At 60.7% G+C, this 12117-nt stretch carries 10 protein-coding genes; 3 read left to right on the forward strand and 7 right to left on the reverse strand.

Going from position 1 to position 12117, the window contains the following annotated elements:
* Positions 1 to 79: 79 nt before the first annotated feature.
* The 4 genes from cysN to EGM97_RS01585 form a co-directional block, all read right to left on the reverse strand.
* Positions 80 to 1978, reverse strand: a complete 1899-nt coding sequence (gene cysN, locus EGM97_RS01570; RefSeq protein WP_238961553.1) for a sulfate adenylyltransferase subunit CysN — start codon at positions 1976 to 1978, stop codon at positions 80 to 82.
* A gap of 53 nt (positions 1979 to 2031) precedes the next feature.
* On the reverse strand, positions 2032 to 2373 hold the full coding sequence (locus EGM97_RS01575; protein WP_238961554.1) for a four helix bundle protein: 342 nt from the start codon (positions 2371 to 2373) through the stop codon (positions 2032 to 2034).
* 104 nt (positions 2374 to 2477) lie between these two features.
* The gene (cysD, locus tag EGM97_RS01580) at positions 2478 to 3395 is read right to left on the reverse strand and encodes a sulfate adenylyltransferase subunit CysD (protein ID WP_041020852.1); all 918 of its coding nucleotides are present in this window, start codon (positions 3393 to 3395) and stop codon (positions 2478 to 2480) included.
* A 257-nt stretch (positions 3396 to 3652) separates the two neighbouring features.
* Positions 3653 to 4411: a Nif3-like dinuclear metal center hexameric protein gene (locus EGM97_RS01585; protein WP_238961555.1), complete on the reverse strand. Its 759-nt coding sequence runs from the start codon at positions 4409 to 4411 to the stop codon at positions 3653 to 3655.
* A 104-nt stretch (positions 4412 to 4515) separates the two neighbouring features.
* On the opposite strand from EGM97_RS01585, the gene algW reads away from it, so the two are divergent.
* The 3 genes from algW to EGM97_RS01600 all read left to right on the forward strand — a co-directional run bounded on the left by algW (position 4516) and on the right by EGM97_RS01600 (position 8794).
* Complete coding sequence (gene algW, locus EGM97_RS01590) at positions 4516 to 5676, forward strand: Do family serine endopeptidase AlgW (RefSeq protein ID WP_238961556.1); 1161 nt, start codon at positions 4516 to 4518, stop codon at positions 5674 to 5676.
* 280 nt (positions 5677 to 5956) lie between these two features.
* Entirely contained in the window at positions 5957 to 8062 is a 2106-nt protein-coding gene (locus tag EGM97_RS01595) for a TonB-dependent siderophore receptor (RefSeq protein ID WP_238961557.1), read from the forward strand.
* Positions 8063 to 8074: 12 nt separating this feature from the next.
* Positions 8075 to 8794 carry a DUF4198 domain-containing protein gene (locus EGM97_RS01600; RefSeq protein WP_238961558.1) on the forward strand — a complete coding sequence of 240 codons (720 nt, stop codon included), beginning with the start codon at positions 8075 to 8077 and terminating at the stop codon, positions 8792 to 8794.
* 187 nt (positions 8795 to 8981) lie between these two features.
* Here EGM97_RS01600 and hisC read toward each other — a convergent pair whose 3' ends face one another.
* The 3 genes from hisC to hisG all read right to left on the reverse strand — a co-directional run bounded on the left by hisC (position 8982) and on the right by hisG (position 12117).
* Positions 8982 to 10034 carry a histidinol-phosphate transaminase gene (gene hisC / locus EGM97_RS01605; protein WP_238961559.1) on the reverse strand — a complete coding sequence of 351 codons (1053 nt, stop codon included), beginning with the start codon at positions 10032 to 10034 and terminating at the stop codon, positions 8982 to 8984.
* A 2-nt stretch (positions 10035 to 10036) separates the two neighbouring features.
* A complete protein-coding gene (gene hisD, locus EGM97_RS01610; protein ID WP_238961560.1) occupies positions 10037 to 11359 on the reverse strand; it encodes a histidinol dehydrogenase in 1323 nt (440 codons plus the stop codon).
* Positions 11360 to 11481: 122 nt separating this feature from the next.
* Positions 11482 to 12117, reverse strand: coding sequence for an ATP phosphoribosyltransferase (gene hisG / locus EGM97_RS01615; RefSeq protein ID WP_238961561.1), 636 nt, complete (start codon positions 12115 to 12117; stop codon positions 11482 to 11484).

The following is a 12117-nucleotide window of genomic DNA, read 5'->3' on the forward strand; positions in this document are numbered from 1 at the left end:
CGCTCCCACAGGGTCCGAGCCAATGAAAAAGCCCGCCGATGATTGCTCATCGGCGGGCTTTTTCTTTTCCGGCTGACGCTTAGATCGCGCCGCGCTTGCGCAACAGCTCCAGCACTTGCTTGACGCTTTCTTCCAGCGTCAGCGACTGGGTATCGATTACCAGGTCGGCATCCAGCGGCACGTCATACGGGAAGGACTCACCCGGGATGTTGTCGCCAGCGGCGGCATACAACCCTTGCGGATCACGCTGGGCACACACCGTCGGCGAGGCCTGGACGTAGACCGTCAGCAGACGCTCCCGACCGATCAGGTCCTTGGCCTGCTCACGCCCTTCGGCGCTCGGCGCAACGAACGCAGCCAGGGTCAGCAGGCCGGCTTCGTTGAACTGGCGGGCCACGTGAGCCGCACGGCGCCAATTTTCGGTGCGCCCGGCACGATCCTGCGGCAGGCCCTTGTTCAGGTCATGGCGCAAATTCTGGCCGTCGAGTACGAAGACCGCACGGCCCATGTCGAACAGCTTGCGCTCCACGGCATAAGCCAACGTGCTTTTGCCGGCGCCCGACAGGCCGCTGAACAGCACCGTGGCCGGCTGCTGGCCGAAGCGCTGCGTGCGCTCTTCCACCGACACATGGGCCAGCTTGCCGTGATGGCTGCTGCTGCCGTGGGCCAGCGGCTGGGCGACGATCATGCCGGCGCCGACGGTGCCGTTGGTCAAGCGATCGATGACGATGAAGGCGCCGGTGGTGCGGTTGCTCTCGTAGCCGTCCAGGGCAATCGGCGCATCCAGGGCGATCTTCACCTTGCCGATTTCATTGAGCTGCAACGCGCTGGCCGGACCTTCCTCAAGGGTGTTCACATCGACCCGGTTGACGATGCTGGCAATCGAGCCTGGCACGTAGCTGGTGGCACGCTTGATGTCGTATTTCTTGCCCGGGAGCATTGGCTCCTCGGCCATCCACACCAGCATCGCTTCGAAGCTGTCGGTGACCGGCGGCACGTTGTCGGCATGCACCAGCAGGTCGCCACGGGAGATATCGATCTCGTCTTCCATGGTCAGCGTCACCGCCTGGCCAGGGCCGGCGTGCTCCAGCTCGCCTTCGAAAGTGACGATGGATTTCACGCGGCTGCTCTTGCCCGACGGCAGCACCACCACTTCGTCGCCCTTGTGCACGATGCCGCTGGCGAGGGTGCCGGCGAAACCGCGGAAATTCAGGTTCGGGCGGTTGACGTACTGCACCGGGAAACGCAGGTCGGTGAAGTTGCGGTCGCCCGACACTTCCACGGTCTCGAGGATTTCCATCAGCGACTGGCCGGTATACCACGGCGAGCGTTCGGACTTGTTCACCACGTTATCGCCCTTGAGAGCGGACATGGGCACGAAATGCAAGGTGGTGGGCTTTATCTTCAAGCCTTCGGCGAACTTCAGGTAGTCGGCCTTGATCGACTCGAACACACCCTGGTCGAAGTCCTTGAGGTCCATCTTGTTGATGGCCACGACGATATGTTTGATGCCCAGCAACGAGGCGATGAAGCTGTGGCGACGGGTCTGGGTCTGCACGCCGTAGCGGGCGTCCACCAGAATGATCGCCAGGTCACAGGTGGAAGCACCGGTGGCCATGTTGCGGGTGTACTGCTCATGGCCTGGGGTGTCGGCGATGATGAACTTGCGCTTGGCGGTGGAGAAATAGCGGTACGCGACATCGATGGTGATGCCTTGCTCGCGCTCGGCCTGCAAACCGTCGACCAGCAGCGCCAGGTCGATGTCGTCACCGGTGGTGCCGACTTTCTTCGAATCGCGGGTGATGGCTTCCAGATGATCCTCGTAGATCATCTTGGAGTCGTGCAGCAGGCGCCCGATCAGGGTGCTCTTGCCGTCATCGACGTTACCGCAGGTCAGGAAGCGCAGCAGTTCCTTACGCTCGTGCTGGCCCAGGTAGGCGAGGATGTCCTCGCTGATCAAATCAGATTGGTGGCTCATTGCATTCAAGCTCCGAGCTGTAAGCTTCAAGCGGCAAGCTTGTCGGCGTACAGCTAGTCAGAAATTTTGTTGATCAAGCCGCAGAGCATTTTCGATAGCTCGCGGGTTTCTGTAATCCAATTCACAGCCAGCGGGTCTGCGATGTAGGCAATCTCACGGCCGATGAGGACCTGGGTACGTAATTCCCCACAGGAGGCTTTTGCGATCCAAAGAAAACGAACTTTTTCTCTAGCGCTACCACGCTCCATGCCTTCTGCAATATTGGAAGGTACCGAGAGTGCGGAACGAGTGATCTGATCTTTGAAACCAAAGTCCCCGCATCGCGCAAACTCTCTAAAAATCCCCACCGCCAGACACTTGCTCCTTTGCCAGACAATCAGTTTCTCGAAATCCATTGAGAATCATCCGATGACGGCTCGCAACAACCGGCTGCAAGCACCAAGCTGCGAAGTTACGCATACCGCCTTTAACTTGCAGCTTGCAGCTTGTAACTCGAAGCTTAAAAGTATCCTTGCCGTTTCTTGTCTTCCATGGAGCCTGCGCCATCGTGGTCGATGACCCGGCCCTGGCGCTCGGAAGTCCGCGTCAGGAGCATTTCCTGAATGATGTCCGTCAGGCTTTCGGCCTCGGACTCCACCGCGCCCGTCAACGGGTAGCAGCCAAGGGTACGGAAACGCACTTTCTTCTTGACGATACGGGCCTTTTCTTCCTCGGACAGGTGTTCGAGGATGCGCTCGTCATCGATCATGATCAGCGTGCCGTTCTTCTCGATGACTTCGCGCTCAGCGGCAAAGTACAGCGGTACGATCGGGATGCCTTCAAGGTAGATGTACTGCCAGATGTCCAGTTCGGTCCAGTTCGACAGCGGGAAGACGCGGATCGACTCGCCCTTGTTGACCTTGCCGTTGTAGACATTCCACAACTCGGGACGCTGGTTCTTCGGGTCCCAGCGGTGCTTGCTGTCGCGGAACGAGTACACGCGCTCCTTGGCGCGGGATTTCTCTTCATCGCGGCGGGCACCACCGAAGGCGGCGTCGAAACCATACTTGTCCAAGGCCTGCTTCAAGCCTTCGGTCTTCATGATGTCGGTGTGTTTGGCGCTGCCGTGGGTAAAGGGGTTGATCCCCTGCGCCACGCCGTCCGGGTTCACATGGGTAATCAGGTCCAGGCCCATTTCCTCGACCATGCGGTCGCGGAATTTGTACATTTCCTGGAATTTCCAGCGGGTGTCGACGTGCATCACCGGAAACGGCAGCTTGCCAGGGAAAAACGCCTTGCGTGCCAGGTGCAGCATCACGGCGGAATCTTTACCGATGGAGTACAGCATCACCGGGTTATCGAACTCGGCGGCCACCTCGCGGATGATGTGGATGCTTTCCGCCTCCAGCTGTTTCAGATGCGTCAGTTTGTCGACCATGGCTACTCACGAAAACTTTCTTATGAACGGCCAGCGGGCCGTGTTCGAGCGAAGAATCCTAGCACAGCGACCTCTTCTAATCAGGGCGCCAACTAGATCGAAACAGCATATGGATATGCCCCGCGGTTCGGGTGTTGCGCCAACCTTTTGTGGGAGCGGGCTTGCTCGCGAAGGCGGTGGGTCAGTCAACATTTATGCAACTGAACCACCGCTTTCGCGAGCAAGCCCGCTCCCACAGGGGATCCCGGGTTACTGCATCAAATCGGATTCGGGCAATCGATAAAGATATGCTCCAGCGCAAACCGCCGTGCCAAGTAGTCACCCAGCGCCTGTACGCCATAGCGTTCGGTGGCGTGGTGCCCGGCGGCGATAAAGCTGATGCCGTTTTCCCGGGCGCTGTGGAAGGTCTGTTCCGAGGCTTCGCCGCTGAGGTACAGGTCGACGCCGGCCGATACCGCCTGATCGATGTAGCCCTGGCCGCCACCGGTGCACCAGCCGACCCGGCGGATCATCTGCTCGCCTTCGATCAGCAACGGTTCACGGCCCATGACCTCCTGGACCCTGCGCGCGAAATCCCGAGCCGTCATCGGTTCGGACAAAGAGCCCACCAGGCCGACGACCTTGGGGTTTTCCGGATCCAGCGGCCCTTCGACGGTGATCTCCAGTTGCCGGGCCAGTTGCACGTTATTGCCCACTTCGGGATGCAGGTCCAACGGCAGGTGATACGCCAGCAGGCTGATATCGTGCTTGAGCAGGGTCTTGAGGCGACGCTGTTTCATGCCAGTGATGCATGGATTCTCGCCCTTCCAGAAATAACCATGGTGCACCAGCACCAAGTCCGCATCAGCGTCAACGGCGGCATCGAGCAGGGCCTGGCTCGCGGTCACACCGCTGACGATCCGCATCACTTGGGGCGCCCCTTCGACCTGCAGGCCGTTGGGGCAGTAATCGGCAATCCGGCTGCTTGCCAGGTAGCGGTCCGCTTCTTCGACCAGGGTGCTCAGGGCTACGGCCATGAAAAGACTCCTAAATATCCCGTTCAGAGGCACGCGCGGCCTCGTATAATGCGCGACATTATGGGCGGTCCCATCCCGTCTGCAACCTTCGTAGGACGTGCTTAATGCTCAAGGCGCTGCGTTTTTCCGGCTGGCCGCTGTTGGCTGGCGTGCTTGTTGCTTTACTGATAATCCAGCGTTACCCGGAATGGGTCGGCCTGCCCAGCCTCGATGTCAATCTGCAGCAGGCACCGCAGGCCAAGGCGCCGCAACAGGGGCCGGTGTCTTATGCCGACGCCGTGACCCTCGCCGCGCCAGCGGTGGTCAACCTGTACACCACCAAAGTCATCAACAAGCCCAGCCATCCACTGTTCGAAGATCCGCAGTTCCGACGTTTCTTCGGCGACAACTCGCCCAAGCAGAAACGCATGGAGTCGAGCCTGGGTTCGGGCGTGATCATGAGTCCGGAAGGTTACATACTGACCAACAATCACGTCACTGCCGGTGCCGACCAGATCGTAGTCGCCCTCAAGGATGGGCGCGAAACCCTGGCCCGTGTAATCGGCAGCGACCCGGAGACCGACCTCGCGGTCCTGAAGATCGACCTTAAGAACCTGCCCGCCATCACCATCGGCCGATCCGACAGCATCCGCATCGGCGACGTCGCCCTGGCCATCGGCAATCCGTTTGGTGTCGGCCAGACCGTGACCATGGGCATCATCAGCGCCACCGGGCGCAACCAGCTCGGCCTCAACAATTACGAAGACTTCATCCAGACCGATGCCGCGATCAACCCCGGCAACTCCGGCGGCGCGCTGGTGGATGCCAACGGCAACCTCACCGGGATCAACACAGCGATCTTCTCCAAGTCCGGCGGCAGCCAGGGCATTGGCTTTGCCATCCCCGTGAAACTGGCGATGGAAGTGATGAAATCCATCATCGAACACGGCCAGGTGATTCGCGGCTGGCTGGGCATCGAAGTGCAGCCGCTGACTCAGGAGCTGGCTGAGTCCTTCGGTCTTTCGGGGCGTCCAGGCATCGTGGTGGCGGGAATCTTCCGCGACGGTCCGGCGCAGAAGGCCGGCCTGCAACTGGGCGACGTGATACTGAGCATTGATGGCGAACCGGCCGGCGATGGCCGCCGTTCGATGAACCAGGTGGCGCGGATCAAGCCCACCGACAAGGTCACGATCCAGGTGATGCGCAACGGCAAGGAGCTCAAGCTCACGGCTGAAATCGGCCTGCGTCCGCCACCGGCACCGGTGCCCGTCAAGGAAGAGCAATAAGCAAACCGCCACCGATCCCAAAGGCCAACAAGACTCTGTGGCGAGGGGATTTATCCCCGCTGGGCTGCGCAGCAGCCCAAATCTTCCACCTCGCAGTGTCAGGTTGATCATTGAAACCTGTCGGGGCTGCTTTGCAGCCCCGCGGGGATAAATCCCCTCGCCACAATGACCGCATCTCTCTAAAGAATTTTGTACCTGACTTTGCTTGAAAACACAGATAGCATAAATTCTCATTAGTAGTGTTATATTGTTTCAATAACTCGAATTGGAACAACATAACATGTCATCTTCCAAACGGATTTCTCTCGCCAGCCTGGCCTTGGGCCTGCTCGGCAATCCGGTTTTCGCCGAAGACCTCTTGCCTCTGGAACTGGAAACGATCAGCGTGAGATCCGATTACGAATCCCCCACCGGACCGGTGTCGGGCTACCGCGCCACCCGCTCCGCCAGCGCAACCAAAACCGACACCGCCCTGCGCGATATCCCGCAATCGATCAGCGTGATCCCCGCCAGTGTGCTCAAGGACCTGGGCAGCACCCGTGTCGAGCGGGCACTGGAGTTCGCTGGTGGCGTATCGAAACAGAATAACTTCGGCGGGCTGACTCTCTACGAATACAGCGTGCGCGGGTTCACGACATCGGAATTCTATAAGGATGGCTTCAGCGCCAACCGAGGCTATCCGAGCACACCGGATGCGGCCAATATCGAACGCATCGAAGTGCTCAAGGGGCCGGCGGCCAGCCTGTACGGACGTGGTGATCCGGGTGGCACGGTGAACATCGTCACCAAGAAGCCCCAGCCTGAAGCGTTCACCACACTGCAAACCAGTGCCGGCAGTTGGGATCGCTACCGCACCGCCCTGGACGTCAACACGCCTCTGGACGCCGAAGGCAACCTGTTGTCACGGGTCAACCTGGCAGTCGAGGACAACCACAGTTTTCGTGATTATGTTGGCAGCAAGCGCGTCTTCGTCGCACCCTCCCTCAGTTGGCAATTGAATCCCGACACCCGACTTCTGGTAGAAAGCGAGATTGTGCGCCACAGCTCGACGTTCGACCGCGGCATCGTCGCCCCGAACAATCGCTGGAGCGGCGTTTCTCGTTCCACATTCCTGGGCGAACCCAACGACGGCGACATCGACAACCACAACAACATGCTCCAGGCCGCTCTGGAGCATCAGCTCAGTGACGCATGGCAACTGCGTCTGGCCAGCCACTACAAGCAGGGTGAGCTCTGGGGATTCGCCTCCGAAGCGCGTCCGCTCAACGCCGACGGTCACACGGTGAACCGACGTTATCGCGAGCGCGATAACGATTGGCACGACAGCATCACCCAGCTGGAGTTGCGCGGTCTGTTCGATCTGGGCCCCTGGCAGCATGAACTGCTGATCGGTACTGAATACGAGGATTACCGCAAGAACGAACGCGTGACCACCATCAACGGTGGCACCTATCCCATCGACATCTATCAACCGATCTACGGCCAGCCAAAACCCGACGGCCTGCGCACCGGCACGGATTTCTTCGAGCATGTGCAAAGCCGTGCGCTGAACCTTCAAGACCAGATTGTCTTCACCGACAAGCTGCGAGGCATGCTGGGCGTACGTTACGAGCACTTCGAACAGAGCATCGACGATCACACCCGCAACGTCACCGACCGCCAACGCCACGAGGCCGTGACGCAACGCGCCGGTTTGCTGTATCAACTGACGCCCGAAGTCGGGCTGTTCGCCAACGCCTCCACCTCGTTCAAGCCCAACAATGGCCTGGAGGCCAGCGGCAAGTCCTTCGATCCGGAAGAAGGCGTGGGTTACGAAGTCGGGATCAAAAGCGAACTGTTCGATGATCGCCTGAGCAGCACCCTGGCGGCGTTCCATATCGAGAAGGAAAACGTTCTGGCGCTGGACCCGACGACCGACACCAACCGGGCCATGGGCAAGGCACGCAGCCAAGGTATCGATCTGCAAGTGACCGGCCAGGTGACCGACGCCATACGGGTGATCGGTGCCTTTGCCTACATCGATGCGCAAGTCACCCAAGGCGATAAGACCCTTCCCACGGGCAGCCGGATCCTGGGCGTTGCCAAGCGCAGCGGCAGCCTGTTGGGGGTGTACGAATTCCAGGATGGCCATCTGCGCGGCTCGGATGTCGGCGCGGCGTTCACCTACGTTGGGGATCGCTCCGGACAGGCCGGCAGCGATTTCGAGTTGCCGGCCTACCACACCGTGGACCTGCTGGCCCATTACAAGGTCAGCGATCAGGTCACCGTGGGCCTGAACCTGAACAACCTCTTCGACGAAAAATACTACGAGCGCTCCTACAGCAACTACTGGGTCTACCCCGGAGAGCCACGCAACTTCACCGTCAGTCTCACCCTCGATCTGTAAAAGGAAATCAGCATGAAATGCCCCACGACTCTCGCCCTTCTCGGCCTGCTCCTGGCAACACAGGCTTCGGCCCATGGCCTGTGGACCGAACAACGGCGTGGCAACATTGAGGTGATCTATGGTCACGGCGCCGAAGACAACGCCTTCAAGGCGCAAAAAGTCAGCGGTGCCTGGGCCTATGACCTGGGCGGCAAGATGATCCCGGTGACGGTGGAACGCCTGCCGGACCACGCCCGCCTGAAACCGCTCACCTCACCGGCTGTGTTGGCAGTGGCGCTGGACAACGGCATGTGGTCCCAGACCGCCGACAAGAAATGGATCAACGAAGGTCGCAGCAAGGTGCCCGGTGCGATCGAGTCGACTCATACCTTCAAATACAGCCTGGCGATTTATGAGCCAGGGGCGAAGTTGCCGAAGCTGGACGCGGTGAAGTTCCTGATCCTGCCGGAAGTCGACCCGCTGACCGTAGGTCCGGGCCAGTCACTGCCGGTGCGGGTATTACTGGACGGCAAACCGGCGGCAGGCGTGAAACTGGTGGGGGATTACCGCAGCGCGCCAGACACCGTGTCCACTGAAACCGACGCCGAAGGCCGTGCCAAGGTGCTGGTACGCAATGAAGGACTGAACGTGATCGCCGCGCAGATGGAGATTCCACTCAAGGACAACAAGGACGTAGCGACACGCGGCGTGTTCACCTCGCTGACGTTCGTCGGCGAACCGCATCACGACTGAGGCCCTGATATACGAACTGTGGGAGCGAGCCTGCTCGCGAAGCGGTGAATCAGCCGGATAAAGGTTGGCTGACATTGCGTCATCGCGAGCAGGCTCGCTCCCACAGGGGATTTGCGGCTTATCCAAATCTTCGAACACCCGAAAACATTGTGGGAGCAAGCCCGCTCCCACAAGGCCGACTCAGGTTTTAGAGCTCGCCGAGGCCGTCGATCAGCGCCTGGTTCTGCTCCGGCGTGCCGATGCTGATCCGCAGGAACTGGGCGATCCGCTCCTGCTTGAAATGCCGCACGATCACGCCCTGCTCCCGCAGTTTCGCCGCCAGCCCTGCCGCATCGTGCGCGGGGTGACGGGCAAAAACGAAGTTGGCTGCCGACGGCAGCACTTCAAAGCCTTTGGCCTGCAGTTGCGCCACAACCCACTCACGGTGCTCGATGACCAGCCGGCAGGTCTGCTGGAAATACTCACGGTCGTCGAACGCCGCCGCGCCACCGACATTTGCCAGGCGATCCAACGGATAGGAGTTGAAGCTGTTCTTGATCCGCTCCAGCGCTTCGATCAGATCCGGATGGCCCACGGCCAGGCCCACCCGCAGCCCCGCCAGCGAGCGGGATTTGGACAAGGTCTGGGTCACCAGCAGGTTCGGGTAGCGGTCCACCAGGGCGATGGCCGTCTCTCCGCCGAAGTCGATGTAGGCTTCGTCGACCACCACCACCGAGTCCGGATTCGCCTTGAGGATCTGCTCAACCGCCTCCAGTGCCAGCAGGCAACCGGTGGGGGCGTTCGGGTTGGGGAAAATGATGCCGCCGTTGGGACGGGCATAATCCGCCGGATCGATCCGGAACTGCTCGTCCAGCGGTACGGCGTCGTATTGAATGCCATACAACCCGCAATACACCGGATAGAAGCTGTAGCTGATGTCAGGGAACAGCAGCGGCTGATCGTGTTGCAGCAGGCCGTGGAAAATGTGCGCCAGTACCTCGTCCGAACCATTGCCCAGGAAAACCTGGTTGGCCTGCACGCCGTAATACCGGGCCACGGCGTTTTTCAGCAAGTCGCTGTTGGGGTCCGGATACAGGCGCAGGTTGTCGTTCAGCTCGGTCTGCATCGCGGCCAGGGCCTTGGGCGACGGGCCGTACGGGTTCTCGTTGGTGTTCAGTTTGACCAGACGGGTCAGCTTCGGCTGCTCGCCCGGCACGTAGGGCACCAGGTTCTTGACGAACGGGCTCCAGAATTTACTCATGTTCAGTTCCCCTGCTCATCAAGAATGCGGTATTCGGCGCTGCGGGCGTGGGCGCTCAGCGATTCGCCACGGGCCAGCACGGAAGCGGTCTTGCCCAGTTCGGACGCCCCCTGCTCGGAGCAGAAAATGATCGACGAACGTTTCTGGAAGTCGTACACCCCCAGCGGCGAGGAGAAACGCGCCGTGCCGGAGGTTGGCAACACGTGGTTGGGGCCAGCGCAATAGTCGCCCAGGGCCTCGCTGGTGTGGCGGCCCATGAAGATCGCGCCGGCATGACGGATCTGCGGCAACCAGGCCTGTGGATCAGCCACTGACAGTTCCAGGTGCTCCGGTGCGATACGGTTGGCCACCTCGATGGCCTGCTCCATGTCATCGACCTTGATCAGCGCCCCGCGACCATTGATCGAGGTGTTGATGATCTCGGCGCGGTCCATGGTGGGCAGCAGCTTGTCGATGCTGGCCGCGACTTTGTCGAGGAAGTCGGCATCCGGGCTGACCAGGATCGCCTGGGCGTCTTCGTCGTGCTCAGCCTGGGAAAACAGGTCCATGGCGATCCAGTCCGGATCGGTCTGGCCGTCACACACGACGAGGATCTCCGAGGGACCGGCGATCATGTCGATGCCGACCTGGCCGAACACGTGGCGCTTGGCCGTGGCGACATAGATGTTGCCAGGTCCGACGACTTTGTCGACCCGCGGCACGCTTTCAGTGCCGTAGGCCAATGCCGCCACGGCCTGGGCGCCGCCAATGGTGAATACTCGGTCCACCCCGGCGATGCAGGCCGCAGCCAGCACCAGCTCATTGATTTCACCGCGCGGGGTCGGGACTACCATGACCACTTCGGTCACACCGGCGACCTTGGCCGGGATTGCATTCATCAACACCGAGGACGGATAGGACGCCTTGCCCCCCGGCACGTACAGGCCGGCGCGGTCCAGCGGCGTGACCTTCTGGCCCAGCACCGTGCCGTCGGCTTCGGTGTAGGTCCAGGAGTCCTGTTTCTGCCGCTCGTGATAGCTGCGTACGCGGGACGCGGCTTTTTCCAGGGCTTCGCGCTGGGGCACGCTGATGCGAGTCAGGGCCAGTTCCAGGCGCTCGCGCGGCAGGATCAAGTCAGCCATGGATGCCGCTTGCAGGCCGTCGAACTTCTGGGTGAACTCCACCAAGGCTTCATCGCCACGCTCGCGCACAGCCTGGATGATGTCCAGCACCCGCTGATTGACCGAGTCGTCGGACACACTTTCCCAGCTCAGCAGATGATCCAGATGACGTGCAAAATCCGGGTCGGCAGCGTTGAGTCGGCGAATCGAAGTGGGAGCGGTCATAGCGAGGGCCTCATTAATGGCAAATGCTCAGGCGCCCTAAGCTACCAGTCCATTCGCGTGGGCACCTGAGAAAATTGGCTATGACACGGATAGACGGGCGCGACCGCAGTCGCGCAGGTGTATCAGCCGCGGTGTCGCGATTCCACTGCGTTGCGCAGGGTATCGATCAAAGCCTGGATGCGGGCATGCTGCATTTTCATCGACGCCTTGTTGACGATCAGTCGGGAGCTGATCTCGGCGATGAAGTCCTGGGGCTCCAGGCCGTTGGCCCGCAGGGTGTTGCCCGTGTCGACCACGTCGATGATCTTGTCCGCCAGGCCGATCAGCGGCGCCAGCTCCATCGAACCGTACAATTTGATGATGTCGACCTGACGCCCCTGCTCGGCGTAATAACGCTTGGCAACGTTGACGAACTTGGTGGCCACCCGCAGGCGCCCCTTGGGTTCCGGCGCGCCGACCTTGCCGGCGGTCATCAGCTTGCAACGGGCGATTCGCAGGTCCAGCGGCTCGTACAAGCCCTGGCCGCCGTATTCCATCAACACGTCTTTACCGGCAACGCCCAGGTCGGCGGCGCCATGTTCAACGTAGGTCGGCACATCGGTGGCACGCACGATCAGCAAGCGCACATCGGCCTGGGTCGTGGGGATGATCAGCTTGCGGCTTTTGTCCGGATTCTCGGTCGGCACGATGCCCGCTTCAGCCAGAAGCGGCAAAGTGTCATCAAGGATGCGGCCCTTGGACAGTGCGATGGTCAACAT

The organism is Pseudomonas sp. AF32 (assembly GCF_022342325.2).
GTDB classification, from domain to species: domain Bacteria; phylum Pseudomonadota; class Gammaproteobacteria; order Pseudomonadales; family Pseudomonadaceae; genus Aquipseudomonas; species Aquipseudomonas uvaldensis.